Consider the following 15,359-nt stretch of genomic DNA (forward strand, 5'->3'; position numbering starts at 1 on the left):
GAACGGTGTAACTCGGGTTGTTGAGGGTTACTTGCGGTTTGCGGTCAGGCGTCCTTCGAAGGCCATCTCGAAGGCGTTCAGGGCGGGTTTCCAGCGCATGGTCCATCGTCGGCGGCCCTGCCCAGTCGGGTCCAGGCTCATCACCGCGAGGTAGACGCACTTGAGTGCGGCGCCCTCGTTCGGGAAGTGGCCGCGGGCTCGGACGGCTCGGCGGATCCGGGCGTTGACGGACTCGATGGCGTTGGTGGAGCAGATGACGGTGCGGATCTCGGCGTCGAAGGCCAGGAACGGGACGAACTCGGCCCACGCCTGTTCCCACAGTCGGATGATGGCCGGATACTTCGTGCCCCACGCCTGCGTGAACTCGGCGAAGCGTTCTCGGGCGGCGGCCTCGGTCGACGCCGTGTAGACAGGCTTCAACGCCTTGGCGATGGCGTCCCAGTGCTGCCGGCCGGCGTAGCGGAACGACGCCCGCAGCAGGTGGATGACGCAGGTCTGCACGACCGCTTCGGGCCAGGTCTGCCCGATCGCGTCCGGCAAGCCCTTGAGTCCGTCGCAGACCACCATGCACGCGTCCGCGACACCCCGGTTCTTCAGCTCGGTCAGCACGCCGAGCCAGAACTTCGCGCCCTCACCGCCGTCACCGGCCCACAGCCCGAGGATGTCCCGGTTGCCGTCGACCGTGACGGCCAGGGCCACATAGATCGGCCTGTTCGCGACCTTCCCGTCGCGGATCTTCACGTGCACCGCGTCGAGGAAGATCACCGGGTAGACCGAGTCCAGGGGCCGGTTCTGCCACTCGGTCATCCCGTCGACGACCCTGTCGGTGATCGTGGAGATCGTCTGCCGGGACACGTCCGCGCCATACACCTCGGACAGGTGGGCCTGAATCTCCCCGGTGGTCAATCCCTTGGCCGACAACGAGATCACCATGTCCTCGACCCCAGAGAGCCGGCGTTGACGCTTGCGCACGATCGGCGGCTCGAAGCTGCCGTCGCGGTCACGGGGCACCGCGATCTACACCGGGCCGACCTCGGTCAGCACCGTCTTGCCCCGCACCCCGTTGCGGGAATTCTGACCGTTGTTCCCGGCCGGGTCGCCCTTCTCGTAGCCCAGGTGGTCAGTGATCTCACCGTCCAGAGCGGCCTCCAGGACCCGCTTGGTCAGCTGCTGCAGCAGCCCGCCCTCGCCGGTGAGCTGCAGACCCGCCGCCCGGGCCTGCTCCACCACCTGAGCGACGAACTGATCGTCGACCCCGTCTCCCACCGGCCCCGCCGGCCCACGCTTCCCCACCTGGCCAGTATCGACCTCGGTGATCACGACATCCATCATCAGGTGCTGCTCCTTGATCAGGAGTTACACCGTTCGTTTTACAGTCCCACTCGGTGCGGAGTTGGCCCGGAAGTAGACCTGCCGTCCGGCGAGCACACGTGGCCGAGGGGGCGATCGGCTACATGCGGTCCGGGGTGGCGATGCCCAGCAGGTACAGGCCTCGGTGCAGGACCCGGGCGGTGAGGTCGCACAGAGCCAGCCGGCTGTCGCGTACCTCGTCGGCGGCGCGCAGGACCGGGCAGTGCTCGTAGAAGCCGCTGAAGGTGGCGGCGAGGTGTGCAGAGGTATCCGGCAAGTCGGTGGAACTCCAGGGTCTGCTCCACACTGGTGACGACGGTGCCGAAGTTGACCAGTTCGAGGGCGAGGGCGTGCTCGACGGGATGCGTGATCGAGATCGATGCCGCAGTGAGCTGCTCGATGCCGGCGCGGCGGAAGATGGACCGGAGCCGGGCGTGGGCGTACTGGAGGTACGGGGCCGTGTTGCCGTCGAGGGAGAGCATCCGCTGCCAGTCGGAGACGTAGTCCTTGATCCGGTCGGTGGACAGGTCGGCGAACTTGATGGCACCGATGCCGACCGCGCGGGCGACCTCGGCGACGGCCGTCTCGGACAGGCCGGGGTTCTTCTGCCGGGCCAGTTCGGCGGCCCTGGCCACGGCCTCGTCGAGCAGTCCGACGAGCTTGATCGAGCCACCTGCCCGGCTGCGTAGCATCCTGCCGTCCGAGCCGAGGATTGAGCCGAAGCCGATGTGCTCGGCCCGCGCGGGCGGGTTCAGCCGGCCTGCCGGGCTACCGCATACACCATCTCGACGTGCTGATGATGCGGAAGGCCCACCAGGCAGAGCAGCCGGGTCACGCCGAGGCGAACCCCGGGCCGGACCTCTCCAAGGCCGCGCAGAGGTCCGCCAGCTCCACCCGGCTGAGGACCTCGGTGGCGATGTCCCGGGGCGGGCGGCCAAGCCGACGCGCCAGGGCCAGGGCGGCGTCGGACTGGTAGTCGGCGCGCTGCGACCGCCGCACGACCGGCCCGCCGGCCACGGCCGAGAACGCTTGCGCCAGCCGGTCGGCCAACAGCTTTTCAAGGCCCATGGAGGCACGTCAATCTCGCTCCGATCCGCCTCATGCGGGAGACAGATCTGCCGGGGGCAGTGCCCGGGGGAGCGGATCGATCGACGACGAGGTTGACCGGCGGATCGATCCGCCGGTCACGAAGGGGTCAGCTCAGGCGGTCGAGGGCGGCTCGCAGGCGAGCCAGAGTTCGCTCACGTCCGAGGATCTCGATCGACTCGAACAGCGGCAGCCCGACGGTGCGGCCGGTCACCGCAACCCGTACCGGTGCCTGCGCCTTACCAAGCTTGAGCCCTCGCTCGGCGCCGATCGCCTCCAGCGTCGACTTCAGCACCTCGGCCTGCCACTCGCACGTCTCGTACGCCTCGACCACGGCGGCTAGCAGAGCCGGGGCCTCGGCCTTCATGGCCTTAGCCCACGCAGCCTCGTCGGTGACCGGCTCGTCGAGGAACAGGAAGTCGACCATCGGCACGATCTCGGAGAGCACCCCGATCCGGGTCTGCGCCAGTTCGGCGACCGCAGCGAACGCCTTCGCGTCGTACGCCTCCGGCCGCCACGGCGTGGCCTCGGCGCTCAACCAGGGCTGACACGCCTCGATGAACGCCTCCACCGACAGTGCCCGGATGTAGTCCCCATTGAAGGCCCGGAGCTTCTTCACGTCGAAGAACGCCGGAGAAGGGTTGACATCCTCCAGCCGGAACTCCGCCACGATGTCGTCCCAGGGCAGGATCTCGCGGTCACCGGACGGCGCCCACCCGAGCAGCATCAGGTAGTTCCGCATCGCCCCGGCGAGGTACCCCTCGGCGCGGAAGTCCTCCAGGGCCACCCGGTCCCGACGCTTGGACAACTTCTGCCGCTTCTCGTTGACCAGAATCGGCGCGTGCACCCACACCGGGGGCTCAGCGCCCAGCGCCTCCCACAGCAGTTGCTGCTTCGGCGCATTCGGCAGGTGTTCCTCCGCCCGAATCACGTGGGTGATGCCCATGACCATGTCGTCGACCACGTTCGCCAGCAGGAACACCGGCGACCCGTCGCCACGGGCGATTACGAAGTCCTCGATCAACTTGTTGTCGAAGGTCGGCTTGCCGCGTACCAGGTCGACGATCACGGTCGAGCCGTCGTCCGGCGTACGGAAGCGCAAAGCGCGACCGTTCCCGGCGGCCAGGCCACGGTCCCGGCAGAAGCCGTCGTAGCCCTTGTGCTCGCTGCCCGTCCGCGCAATGACCTGATCCCGGGCGCAGTCGCAGTAGTAGGCAAGCCCAGCGGTGAGGAGCCGGTCGATGGCCTCGCGGTGCTGCGGGGCGTAGTCGGACTGGAACAGCGGACCCTCGTACTCACTCGGGCCGATGCCGAGCCACTCCATCGCGTCGAGGATGCCCTGGACCCACTCCGGGCGGTTCCGCGCCGCGTCTGTGTCCTCGATCCGCAGCACCATCGTCCCGCCCGACTGTCGAGCCAGCACCCAGTTGAACAGGACGGACCGGGCATTGCCCACGTGGAACATGCCCGTCGGGGAGGGTGCGAAGCGGACGCGGAGATCGGAACTGGCCACGGATAGCAGGCTACCGAACGTGCAGCGGTCAGCCTCACCTATATCCGGCCCCGTAGCTTCCGAGCCGGGGCGTCGTACCCCTGCCCGGGCAACGAATCGCCCAGACAGTCACTGTCACCTCGGTCGGGCCCAGGGATGACTCGTGCGACAGGCTATGGCCGAGTTGTTCAACTCCCTGTACAGGGCCCAACTCGTCCGCAACCGAGGTCCATGGCGCGGGCTCGACGACCCGGAGACGGCCACCGTCGAGTACATCGACTGGCACAACAGCCGCCGCTTGCTCGGCGAACTCGGGCATGTCCCGCCCGGCCGAGCACGAGCAGCCGGTGTTGGTAGCCGCACCATGTGGGCCGGACGATCTGCGGTCACCAGCACGGTCAGCCACACCGCCTCGAAGGGCGAGCCTCAGGCGAACCCGACTCGACGGAGGAGTTCGGGTAATCTGTGGCGCAGCGGGCCGTTAGCTCAATGGCAGAGCTGAGGACTTTTAATCCTTAGGTTCAGGGTTCGAGTCCCTGGCGGCCCACCATCTGAACTGGGAAAATAGACCTCCATCGTTTCATTCGATCGCTCTTCCGTGCGAATATTGTCGGATTTGAGGCTTTTCCCGCGAGCATCTGCCGAGCACCCGCCCCGGGAATGGCAGGGCGACGAGCACGCAGCCCATCGTCACGGCAGGGTTCGCTGGCTCGGTGCCCTCCTGACGAGTGCGGTGCGGACCATCCAGTCCACGACTGGATGGTCCGCACCGGCCGGAGATGGCACCCGACCGCCAGAGGCGGATGTTCGGTCCCTCACGGTGGGGACTCCGAACACGCCCCGCTGGCGATCCTGACCTGTATCTCATCCCAGCTCCGGGACTGGGGACCGTGGTTGGCGTGCCCGAAGCGGAAGGCGCCTCAGCGGCGCTGCGGGTGGCCGACTCAGGAAGTGGCTAACAGGAGACCGCGCCGGATCTCGCGGGAATCGGTGACGGGAGCGGCCTCGGACGGGGACGTCAGCCTGGTGGTGACGTCCCCGCTGGGTGTTGGTGGTTACGCGGCTGGTCGGCGTCGGCGGGGTACGAGTTGGGCGGCGGCTTCGGCTTTGGCGCGTTCGACGTCGGGTTCGGCGATGACGGTGGTGTAGGTGTCGCCGGTGATGGTGATGGAGGAGTGGCCGAGCAATTCTTGGACGTCCTTGGGGTCGGCGCCGGCGGCTTTGAGGAAGGTGGCGGCGCAGTGTCGCAGGTCGTGCAGTCGGATCGGGGGTAGTGCGGCGTCGCGGACGAGGCATTCGAATCGCCAGGTGACGGCTTCGGGGTGCCAGGGTTGGTTCGGCGTGGCCTGCTGACCTCGGTCGCCGACTCGCAGGGCGGGACGTTCTCCGGCAGCTACGACGCCGACGGCGACCTGGCTTCGGAGTCGTGGCCGAACGGGGTACAGGTCGCGACGGAAACCGACGAGACCGGTACGCAGGTTGGCCTGACCTACGTCAAGCCGGGCTGCGCGGCGGCGGACTGCACCCTCTACACCGAGTCGGTGACCGAGTCGGCGCATGGCCAATGGCGGCAGCGGACGTCGAGTCTGTCGGAGCAGAGCTACACCTACGACCAAACGGGTCGACTCACATCGATCAACGACATCGTCGGCAGTCAGTGCACGACCAGGTCGTACGGGTTCAGCACCTCATCCAACCGGACAAGCCTGGCCGAATACGCACCAGCCGGAGACGGCTCCTGCCAGACCACCACGACGGCATCGTCGCGCACCTGAACCTACGACACAGCCGATCGAGTGAACACGGCCGGGTACGTCTACGACACCTTGGGCCGGACGAAGACCGTACCGGCAGTCGACACAGCCAACCCGACCGACGGCAACGTCACGGTCACCTACCACTCCACCGACCTGGTCGACACCATCACCCAGGCCAGCCGCACGACCGACTACACCCTCGACGTCGCCGGTGAGCGGGTCCGATCCTGGACCGACAACGCCAGCGGCACGATGGTCGAGTCCGTACACCACTACGACGGCGACGATGACAGCCCGTCGTGGACACAAGGGACGCCGGGCCGGTTCACCCGACCGTTGTCAGGGCTATCGGCCACAGCGGGCATCTATGACAGCGACAGCGGCCAGGTGGATTGGCAGATTACAAGCCTGCACGGCGACTTGGTCGCCGCCCTCCACGCCGGCGACGAAGGCCTATCCCGTACCAGTGAAACCACCGAGTACGGTACTCCACGCAACAGCGACGACATCGGCAAGCAGCGGTACGGCTGGCTCGGTGCCAAGCAACGTGCCGCCGACACTCCGTCAGGCATGCTCCTGATGGGCGTCCGCCTCTACAACACCGCCACCGGCCGCTTCCTGCAGGTCGACCCTGTCTACGGTGGGAGCGCCAACCCCTACGAATACTGCGGAGCAGACCCGGTCAACTGCTCCGACCTTGACGGAAAGCGGGCAGAATGCGGCTGTAGCAGCGACTACGGCTGGAAAAGGCCGGTAAAGAGATGGCTGCAACGCGCAATCGATGGTGCCAAGCGCCTCCACTCGAAGTTCACCAGATGGCAACTGGGTCTAGGCACACGAACCCTTTATCGAGCCAACAAGTACCTATTCGGCAGAAAGTCCGTACACGGCTATCAGGGGATCTTCAACAGGTCAAAGATAATCCGCGTGGGGTGGAGCTGGAATAACAAAAAACAACGCAACATGTTCTCCATTCATGGCGGTTACAACAAGCCGAAAAAATGGTGGCACCGCATACCGCCACGCTTCCACTGGGATCTATTCTGAGGTTGAATTGGATGAACTTTTTAAAGTATCTAGACGAGTTGGCCGATCATGTCCGAACTCGAGTCGATGACGAGACTCGCGTGACGACCACGGGAAGCGGCATTGGAAGGAGGGTTGAGGTCGCTCCAAGCAATAAACAAGCTTGCAGTTTCGCCGCGTTCTTTCAAGACGAGGACGAGATGACAATCGCTTTCGGCGAAATGTCTGTCCTCGATATTGTCGACGATGACTGCGACGAGATGATCTCTTCCTGTCGAGAGGTGGTAGATGCCATCATCGCCGGCAGAGTTTCAGAGACCGTCTACCTGAGAGGTGCGTCGCCAGTGCGGGCGGTGGCCCGCGTGGAACTGCCCGATCGAATTGTAAAGGTGCACACCCGCCAAGGCATGTCCATCTTCGCCCGCAGGGGGAAGGCGCGTTACTTTGAGCCGTACTTGACAGCCTAATGACCTATGACGGTATCGGGGTGGCGGCCACCCGGTCGGCCACCCCGATACCACGCCATCAGATTGCTCCACCGCATTACCGGACGCTTTTCGTGCTCGTGCCAGTAGTGGCGATTCACTTCTCAACCTCAGTAGCGCGAGATGTGCGAAGACCGACGTTGCCGTCCTGGAGCGGATTGGTCGAGCCGGCCCCGGGTGACCTCGTTCGGCGCAGAGAGGGCCAAAGGCGGCCGATCACCGGCACTTCGGTCGCCCCTTCGGTACCGGCACCTTCAGCACCGGCAGCGGCTTCGACCTCTGCGGCAGCACCGACACCCGCCACACCGGCATCAACCGGTTCACCCCGACTACCTCATCGCCCTCACTCACCTCTCCATGAAGTGAAGTGATCTCAGCAAATTTGCGTAGTTATCTGTACTCAAAGTGGGTCAGGTGTAGCGCGGCGGCGATGATGTCGCCGATTCGTCGTGGGCTGACGGTCGTGTGGCGCCGCGCCTCCAGCGTCCGATGAGGATGGCAAAGCCGCGTTCTCTCGGCAACGCATGCCACGTAGCAGCCGGTTGTAGGCGCGTCGGGCGCCGCGCGACCATCAGAACTCCCACCGGTGGACCGGGGGGTGCTCCACGGGTGCTCGCATGTTCCCGACGCGGACGGATTCACGGCGCGAATCCTGGACTTCGACCTTGACCACCCGTCTTTCACCACGGATTGCCGCGTGCACTTGGCGCGGAACGGCGCGACCACGGCCGGACAGCACAGCAGGAATCTGGACCACAAGACACAAACTTGGCCCTTTGGCGAGACCAGATGAGTTCACCTGCTTCTGGCTATTTTTAATCCTTAGGGTCTGGGTTCGAGTCCCAGGCGGCCCACCATCTGAACTGGGAAAATAGCCAAACGTCACTTCTTGTCCACGACCCTTACGGGGGTATTGTCGGATTTGGGGCCGGAGTATACGAGCACCCGCCGAGCACCCCAGCCAGGAGTGGCAGTAGGCCTAGGGATCCCCTTGCGCCCGGCTCGTCCAAGCGGTCAGGAACAGGTCGGCGCTGACGGCATCGCCCTGCTGCGGGCCGCTACGAGCCGGACACTCCAACGGGTGGTTCGACTCGCTGCTGTCGAGGTGCTGCGTCAGGTATGGATTCTTGCCCCGTCACCGGGCCGTTGCCTGACGTCGGCGCGTCGTACGACGCACCGCGCCGGAGCCTCGTGACGGAGGCCACCGGTCGCCGCTGTCCGAACTGGCGTGCGCCGGGACTATGGTCGTAGGCCATGACCTCGGATGACGGCGGTCTCGACGACTGGACGGCGCCTGGTGCCTTCGAGGTTGCCCCCGGGGTCCAGCGCGTGCCGCTGCCGCTGCCCGACGACGGGCTGCGAGCGGTCAACGTGTACGTCCTCCGCCACGATGGTGGCGCGACCCTCGTCGACTCGGGGTGGGCGATCGCCGAGGCGCGTGTCGCCCTCGCCGATGCCCTGGAGTCGTTGGACCTCTCGGTCGGGGATGTTCGCCGGTTTCTCGTGACGCATGTTCACCGGGACCACTACACGCAGGCCGTGCACCTGCGCCGCGAGTTCGGCATGCGGGTGAGCCTCGGCGCTGGCGAGCGTCGGAACCTCGAAACCATCAAGGCCGCGGATCGCGACCCGCTGGCCGAGCAGCTCGACCAGCTGCGGCTACTCGGCGCGGAGGCCCTCGCCGATGCCCTGGCGAGGGTCGCCGGGGACCGCGTACCGAGCGCGGACTGGGAGCTGCCCGACGACTGGTTGCATGGCGGAAGCGAGGTCACAAGCGGTGGGCGCACCCTGCACGTCGTCGAAACGCCGGGCCACACACGCGGCCATGTCGTCTTCCACGACACCGCGTCGCGCCTGCTGTTCGCCGGCGACCACGTGCTGCCCACCATCACCCCGTCGATCGGCTTCGAGCCCGTGCTCTCCGCGAACCCGCTCGGCGACTTCCTCGGGTCACTGGCGCTGGTGAGACAGCGGCCGGACGCGTGGTTGCTTCCGGCGCACGGCCCGGTGACCCCGAGTGTGCACGCGCGCGTCGACGAGCTCGTCGCACACCACGGCGGACGGCTGGACGAGGCGGAGGCCGCCGTCGCGCGGGGCGCGCAGTCGGCGTACGAGGTCGCATCGCTGCTGCGGTGGACCAGGCGCGAGCGCGAGCTGGGGGATCTCGACCCGTTCAACGGGATGCTTGCCGTCCGCGAGACTGCGGCACACCTGGAGTTGCTGATGGCGCAGGGGCGCTTGATCCGGGCTGACATCGACGGGGTGCGCCGTTATGCGAACGCCTGACTCGTCGTGTCGGCAGGCCCGGTCGTCGTCCCGAACCTGAGGCAGATCATCGCCTGCGACCTGCTGGAGACCCGTTGACGACCACGATCGAGACGACGCCCGGCGGTGTCGAGCCGGCTGCCCTGTACGAACGAACCGGTCACGTCGCCGTCATCCGCCTGAACCGGCCGCAGGTCCTGAACGCCGTCAACGCGGCGCTGTCTGCCGCCGTCGGGGAGGCGCTGGAGGTGGCGGCGGCCGACTCCGGGGTGCGGGCGGTGGTGGTGACCGGCAGCGGCCGGGCCTTCTGCGCCGGGGCCGACCTGAAGGAGTTGGCGGCCGGGCGTTCGATCGCCGCGCCGGAGCACCCGGAGTGGGGTTTCGCCGGGCTCGTGCGGCACTGGATAGACAAGCCACTGATCGCGGCCGTCAACGGGTTCGCCATGGGCGGCGGCACCGAGATCGTCCTGGCCTGTGACCTGGTGGTCGCCGCCGTGGACGCCCGGCTCGGCCTGCCCGAGGTGAAGCGGGGTCTGATTGCCGGTGCGGGCGGCGTGGTGCGGCTCCAGCGGCAGGTTCCGTTCAAGCGCGCCCTGCAGATGGCGCTGACCGGCGATCCCGTCGACGCCCGCGAGGCGGCCGATTGGGGCCTGGTCAACGTGGTTGCTGGGTCCGGTGCGGCGCTCGGGGAGGCGATGGCGCTGGCCGAGCGCATCGCCGCGAACGCGCCACTGTCGGTGCAGCACACCAAGCGGGTGATGCACCAGGTGGCCGCTGGTGGCTCGGACTGGGACCCGGACTGGTCCCGGCGCGAGGTGTGGGTGGTCAACGACGGGGCCACCGACATCGTCGTGGCCAGTCGGGACGCGGCCGAGGGGGCGACTGCCTTCGCCGAGAAGCGTCCGCCGGTCTGGGAGGGACGGTGACCGCGGCCGGAAACCGGAGCCAGGTGGGCTAGTGTCCTGCGCCGGAAATTGCAGGCGAATTTCTGGCGCAGCACACTAGCATGTGTTGAACAAAGTCCAATCCTGGTGGAAGGTGCCGCCGTGCGCGTGTTCGCTGATCTCGCCGAGCTCTCCGAGGCCGTCGACGTCGACCTGGAACCCGGTCAGTGGCGGGTGGTTACCCAGTCGATGATCGACGAGTTCGCCGGCGCCACGGGCGACGTCCAGTGGATCCACGTCGATCCCGGGCGAGCCAAGGACGGGCCGTACGGCACGACGATCGCGCACGGCTTCCTCACGCTGTCGTTGCTGTCGGTGCTGCTGCGCGACGTGTACCGGGTGGAGACCACCCGCATGGGGGTGAACTACGGGCTCGACAAGGTGCGCTTCCCCGCCCCGGTGCGTGTCGACTCGCGCGTCCGGGTCCGCGCCTCGCTCGCGTCGTTCGCGTGGATCGCCGACGACGGCGCGCAGATCTCGTGGAACGCGGTAGTCGAGGTGGAGGGCTCGGACAAGCCCGCCTGCGTGGCCAGGACGATCAGCAGGATCTTCGAGAGTCGAGGATGACCAGCGCCCGGGCGGGCGTGCCGGCCGCTCCGGGCCCGGTCGGCGGTCGGTGCGGAGGGTCAATCGCCCCGACGCTGGCTGTCCGGGATCGCGGACCGGCCGGCGGCCAGGCGCTCCATCCGCGCGGCGAGGACGTCCTGCGACTCCTTGGTCCAGTGGCTGAGTTGGTGGGCCATGAAGTGGAAGCGGTTGACGTCGCGCTCACCGCGCAGGTCGGCCATGAACCGCAGCGTCTGCTTCGACAGCGCGAGCGTTTCCCGGGGAGCGGCGACGAGCTTGCGCGTGAGGTCGGCGACCGCACGGTCCAGGTCCGCGGCGTCGTCGAGTACCCAGGTCACCAGTCCGGCGTCGTGCGCCTGCTCGGCGTCGAGCCGCTCGTCGAGCCAGAACACCCGCTTGGCCCAGCTCTCGCCCACGCGCAGCGCAAAGCTCGCGACCTCTGCGTCGTTGACGGCGATCGCGGTCACGATCGGCGACCCGAAGCGCGCCGTGCGGTCGGCGAGCACGAAGTCGGCTGAGCCGGCGAACATCAGGCCGGCTGCGAGGCAGTGGCCCTGAACGCGGCACACGGTGGGCACCGGCAGCTCGCGGAACTTGCGGACCGGCTCGACGAAGAGGCGCATCTCTTGCTCGAAGCGGCCCTCGACCGTCGAGGCGTTACGGCCGTACTCCTCGTCGACGTGCATCTGGGTCAGGTCGTGCCCGGCGCAGAAACTGCGGCCCGCCCCGGCGAGGACCACGGCGCGTACCGAACGGTCGCGCGGGATGCGGTTCAGCTCCTCGTCGAGCATCTCGAGCATCGCGACGTCCTGCGCGTTGTGGACCTCGGGACGGTTGAACATCAGGCGGCGGACGCCGTCGGTGTCCTCGACCAGTAGGGGCGTGGTGGCGTTCATGCGGTGTACCCGCCGTCCACGACGAGGGTCTGTGCCGTGATCCAGCCGGCGGCGTCGGACATCAGGAAGGCCGCCGCGTTGCCGATGTCGTCGGGCGTGCCGAAGCGCCGCATCGGCAGCTCGTTGCGGGCCGCCTCGAGCATGGCCTCGTTGTAGTCGCCACGCTCGATCAACTCCTTCCACATCCCCTCGCCCTCGATGAGGCCGGCGGCGACACAGTTCGCGCGGATGCCGAAGCGGCCCTCCTCGGACGCGACGCCCCGGATCACGGTCTCGACGGCCGCCTTCGGCGCCGCGGACAGGATGTCCCTGTTGACGTACCGACGTACGGCCAGGGTGCTGACCGCGACGATCCGGCCCCGCGCCTCGCGCAGGCGAGGGATCGCGTGGTGGACGAGGGTGTAGCACCCGACGACGTCGGCCGTCACCGTGGAGCCGAACCGCTCGACGCTCTGCCGGGAGATGTGGCCGAGCGGGATCGACGGGCCGGCGGCGTACACGACGCCGTCGAGCGTGCCGTCCAGGCCCGCGACGGCGGCCCGGACGGATGCCTCCTGCGACAGGTCCAGATGCACCGTCGAGGCTTCGTGCCCGGCGTCGACCAGTTCGTCCGCCACCTTCTGGGCGCGGCCGGCGCCGCTGCGGTACCCGAGGACGACCCGCCATCCGTCGCGCGCCAGGCAGCGTCCGATGGCGCCGCCGAGTCCGCCGGAGCCGCCAGCGATCAGCGCTTGGGGGCGTACAGGCGTGGTGGTCGGTGGCATGGCTGGTCCCCTCGGCAGGTTGGTGTTCGACCGGGGTGTGCCGGCGTCGGCGTGCCGGTGGCCCTGGAGGTGGAACTTGCCACCTTGCGGGGCTGCACCCAGGTCGAAAAGGCTGTTGAACAATGTTTAGTCGCTATGTAACGTGACTGTCAACACACCGGTGAACAACGTTTAACGGCAGGTTGACCTGCTCGCCACGCGTCCGGAACCTGAGGAGAAGCGCCATGCGCCGCGAACGTCAGCTGGAGATTCTGGACCGCATCGTGGGCCACCGGGTCGGCGGCAATACCACCGATATGTACCCGGACATGTACTTCAGTCCGACCGACGCCTATAAATCGCCCGAACGCTACCAGGAGGAGCTCGACCGGATCTTCCGGCGCACGCCGCTGCTCGTGTGCCTCTCGGGCGACGTCGCCGAACCGGGTGACTTCGTCACGCTCGACATGATGGGCGTCCCGCTGCTCGTCGCACGGGGTGAGGACGGGAAGGTCCGGGCGTTCCGCAACACCTGCCAGCACCGTGGCGCATGCGTCGCACAGGGTAGGGGCAAGGGCAAGCGCGCCTTCTCGTGCCCCTACCACGCCTGGTCCTACCGCCTCGACGGTTCGCTGATCCGTCCGACGCACCTCGACGGCTTCAGGGGCCTCGACATCGACGAGGTGGGTCTGCCGGCAGTGCCGTGCGACGAGGCCGCCGGCCTGGTCTTCGTGTCGTTCGCCGGCCGCGAGCAGCCCGAGTTCGACGCCCGAGCCTGGCTCGGCGGCTCCCTCGTCGACGACTTCGAGTCGTTCGGCTACGAGAACTACCAGTTGATCACGACCCGCTCGACCACGCGTGACGTGAACTGGAAGATCATGTTCGACAGCTTCTGCGAGATGTACCACGTGCAGTTCCTGCATGCGAAGACCATCGCGCACCTGTTCCGCTCGGACTGCTCCACCTTCGACGACCTCGGTCTGCACGGCCTGATGACCGGCGTGCGCGCCACGATCGACGAGCTCAAAGCCCAGCCCCGCGAGGAGTGGGAGCTGATGAGGCACGCGGCGTTGAACTACCACATCGCGCCGAACACGGTCCTCATCCACATGATCGACCACGTCGAGATGTATCGGATCCTGCCAGAGGGCCCGACGCGGTGCCGCGCGGAGCTGTCGCTGTACGCACCGGAGCTGCCGACGACCGAGAGGGCCGAGCGCCACTGGGCCCGGCAGGCCGAGACCCTGATCAACACCATCGAGACCGAGGACATGGCGATGGCCGACCAGGCCCAGTTCGCGGTCGACGCGGGCAACCCGCCCGTGTTCCGGTTCGGGCGTAACGAGCCCGCCCTCATCCACCACCACGAGGTCGTCGAAGCCCTGCTCGCGGGGGAGGAGGAGCGCTTCGCCGCCCGCGACCCCAAGCCTGTCCGGATTTCGGCCGGACGGTAGGGCAGCACTGGTCCTCGCTCGGTGGCGCGCACCTGGCGTGCCGCCCCCACCGGTTCACCATCACCTACAGCAACTTGGAGTGGTAATGACTGCTGGACTCTCGTGCTTGCGCGCGGGCATCGCACTGGCCGCCGTGGTCAGCCTCGTCGCTGCGTGTGGCGGGAACGACCCTGGTGCGGCGAAGGGCTCCGACGACCCGTTCACCATCGTCTACGTGGTCGGCAAGACCGGCCTGCTGCAGAACACGGCGAAGGCCGGCATCGCCGGCCTCGAAGCGGGCGCGGACGTTGTGAACGCCAACGGTGGCATCAACGGCCGTCAGGTCGAGATCAAGATCGTCGACAACCAGAGCGACGGCGCCAAGGTCGCCAGCCTGGTGCAGAGCGAGATCACCAAGGGCGACGTGGACATGCTCTCGATAGGTGTCTCCAGCAACGAGGCACTTCCCGCGGCGCCGCTGAGTACGCGCAACAAGGTGCTGATGATGACGATCGGCTCCAACCCGGGCCTGAACAAGCCGAAGGAGTACCCGTACGTCTTCTCGACCGTGGCCAAGCCGGCGATCGTGCTCCAGCAGGCCGTCAGCTCGATCAAGGCGAAGGGCGCCAAGAAGGTCACGGCGGTCCTGCCCGGGGACGCGTTCGGTGACGGCCAGTCGCCGTTCCTGGCGGCGGCGCTCAAAGAGGCCGGCATCGACTACCAGGAGGTCCGGTTCAAGCCGACCGACGTGGACCTGACCGCTCCGATGCTCAAGGCGAAGAACACCGGCGCCGACCTGATCTACCTCGACGCGTCGGGCTCGGCGGTGCCGCAGGCACTCGCCGCGCGGATCAAGACGGGTGCGACCTCGGTGCCGACTATCATGGGCTACTCGATCAGCGCCTCCGACGTCACCATCCTGGCCGACGCCAAGGCCCTCGACAACGCCGAGCTGCTCGCCTACGACCTCCAGGAGTACAAGCCGGAGTCGGAGCAGACCCCGGCGCGCAGGACGTTCATCGACGCGGTCAAGAAGGTGGGCGCGGTCGATCAGACCATCACCGTGTACGGCCTCACGTACGACCAGGTGATCCTGACCGCGCTCGCGGCGAAGCAGGCCGGGTCGACCGACACCGAGAAGCTCGCCGAGGCGTTCGAGAACCTCGAGACGCCGGCCGATCCGCAGTGGGTGACCTTCAAGGACTGCGGCTTCTCCGCCGAAGACCACTTCAACGCCAAGATGACGGTGGACGACTTCGCGGTGATTCCGGTGTCCGAGACCGTCGACGGCCAGTTCAAGTCCTGACCGAGACGT

At 67.4% G+C, this 15,359-nt stretch carries 12 protein-coding genes, 1 tRNA gene and 4 pseudogenes; 9 read left to right on the forward strand and 8 right to left on the reverse strand.

Features of this window, described 5'->3' with window-relative positions; genetic code table 11:
- Positions 1-27 precede the first annotated feature (27 nt).
- From Q2K16_RS22080 to gltX, 4 genes and pseudogenes are all read right to left on the reverse strand, one after another.
- Positions 28-1,332 (reverse strand): annotated as a pseudogene (locus Q2K16_RS22080) (IS256 family transposase).
- A gap of 118 nt (positions 1,333-1,450) precedes the next feature.
- A pseudogene (argS, locus tag Q2K16_RS22085) lies at positions 1,451-2,329 on the reverse strand (arginine--tRNA ligase domain-containing protein); the annotation flags it as partial.
- Positions 2,254-2,418, reverse strand: a pseudogene (locus Q2K16_RS33285) (arginine--tRNA ligase); the annotation flags it as partial. The pseudogenes argS and Q2K16_RS33285, both read right to left, overlap by 76 nt.
- Positions 2,419-2,545: 127 nt before the next feature.
- Positions 2,546-3,949, reverse strand: coding sequence for a glutamate--tRNA ligase (gene gltX / locus Q2K16_RS22090; protein ID WP_302739824.1), 1,404 nt, complete (start codon positions 3,947-3,949; stop codon positions 2,546-2,548).
- Positions 3,950-4,403: 454 nt separating this feature from the next.
- On the opposite strand from gltX, the gene Q2K16_RS22095 reads away from it, so the two are divergent.
- Positions 4,404-4,478: transfer RNA gene (locus tag Q2K16_RS22095), tRNA-Lys, on the forward strand.
- A 505-nt stretch (positions 4,479-4,983) separates the two neighbouring features.
- Here the strand turns inward: Q2K16_RS22095 and Q2K16_RS22100 are convergent.
- Together Q2K16_RS22100 and Q2K16_RS22105 are read right to left on the reverse strand one after the other, a co-directional pair.
- On the reverse strand, positions 4,984-5,115 hold the full coding sequence (locus Q2K16_RS22100; RefSeq protein ID WP_302746699.1) for a hypothetical protein: 132 nt from the start codon (positions 5,113-5,115) through the stop codon (positions 4,984-4,986).
- 9 nt (positions 5,116-5,124) lie between these two features.
- Positions 5,125-5,373 (reverse strand): annotated as a pseudogene (locus Q2K16_RS22105) (hypothetical protein); the annotation flags it as partial.
- Between Q2K16_RS22105 and Q2K16_RS22110 the strand changes: the two are divergent.
- The 6 genes from Q2K16_RS22110 (at position 5,260) to Q2K16_RS22135 (ending at position 10,972) form a co-directional block, all read left to right on the forward strand.
- Positions 5,260-5,703: a hypothetical protein gene (locus Q2K16_RS22110; RefSeq protein WP_302746700.1), complete on the forward strand. Its 444-nt coding sequence runs from the start codon at positions 5,260-5,262 to the stop codon at positions 5,701-5,703. The pseudogene Q2K16_RS22105 and the gene Q2K16_RS22110 overlap by 114 nt on opposite strands.
- Positions 5,704-5,724: 21 nt before the next feature.
- Entirely contained in the window at positions 5,725-6,732 is a 1,008-nt protein-coding gene (locus Q2K16_RS22115; protein WP_302739826.1) for an RHS repeat-associated core domain-containing protein, read from the forward strand.
- Positions 6,733-6,812: 80 nt separating this feature from the next.
- Positions 6,813-7,178: a hypothetical protein gene (locus Q2K16_RS22120; protein ID WP_302739827.1), complete on the forward strand. Its 366-nt coding sequence runs from the start codon at positions 6,813-6,815 to the stop codon at positions 7,176-7,178.
- A gap of 1,272 nt (positions 7,179-8,450) precedes the next feature.
- Positions 8,451-9,482, forward strand: a complete 1,032-nt coding sequence (locus tag Q2K16_RS22125; RefSeq protein ID WP_302739829.1) for an MBL fold metallo-hydrolase — start codon at positions 8,451-8,453, stop codon at positions 9,480-9,482.
- A gap of 74 nt (positions 9,483-9,556) precedes the next feature.
- On the forward strand, positions 9,557-10,387 hold the full coding sequence (locus Q2K16_RS22130) for a crotonase/enoyl-CoA hydratase family protein (RefSeq protein WP_302739831.1): 831 nt from the start codon (positions 9,557-9,559) through the stop codon (positions 10,385-10,387).
- A gap of 120 nt (positions 10,388-10,507) precedes the next feature.
- Positions 10,508-10,972, forward strand: a complete 465-nt coding sequence (locus Q2K16_RS22135) for a MaoC family dehydratase (RefSeq protein ID WP_302739833.1) — start codon at positions 10,508-10,510, stop codon at positions 10,970-10,972.
- A gap of 59 nt (positions 10,973-11,031) precedes the next feature.
- Here the strand turns inward: Q2K16_RS22135 and Q2K16_RS22140 are convergent, their stop codons facing one another.
- Positions 11,032-11,868: an enoyl-CoA hydratase/isomerase family protein gene (locus Q2K16_RS22140; protein ID WP_302739835.1), complete on the reverse strand. Its 837-nt coding sequence runs from the start codon at positions 11,866-11,868 to the stop codon at positions 11,032-11,034.
- Positions 11,865-12,632, reverse strand: a complete 768-nt coding sequence (locus tag Q2K16_RS22145) for an SDR family NAD(P)-dependent oxidoreductase (protein WP_302739837.1) — start codon at positions 12,630-12,632, stop codon at positions 11,865-11,867. Before Q2K16_RS22145 ends, Q2K16_RS22140 begins: the two co-directional genes overlap by 4 nt.
- 224 nt (positions 12,633-12,856) lie before the next feature.
- Between Q2K16_RS22145 and Q2K16_RS22150 the strand changes: the two genes are divergently transcribed.
- Both Q2K16_RS22150 and Q2K16_RS22155 read left to right on the forward strand, forming a co-directional pair.
- A complete protein-coding gene (locus Q2K16_RS22150; protein WP_302739839.1) occupies positions 12,857-14,065 on the forward strand; it encodes an aromatic ring-hydroxylating oxygenase subunit alpha in 1,209 nt (402 codons plus the stop codon).
- A 106-nt stretch (positions 14,066-14,171) separates the two neighbouring features.
- Positions 14,172-15,350, forward strand: a complete 1,179-nt coding sequence (locus tag Q2K16_RS22155) for an ABC transporter substrate-binding protein (RefSeq protein WP_302739841.1) — start codon at positions 14,172-14,174, stop codon at positions 15,348-15,350.
- Positions 15,351-15,359: the final 9 nt, after the last annotated feature.

The sequence above is a fragment of the Micromonospora cynarisoli genome (assembly GCF_030518815.1).
In the GTDB taxonomy this organism is placed as follows: Bacteria; Actinomycetota; Actinomycetes; order Mycobacteriales; family Micromonosporaceae; genus Micromonospora; species Micromonospora wenchangensis.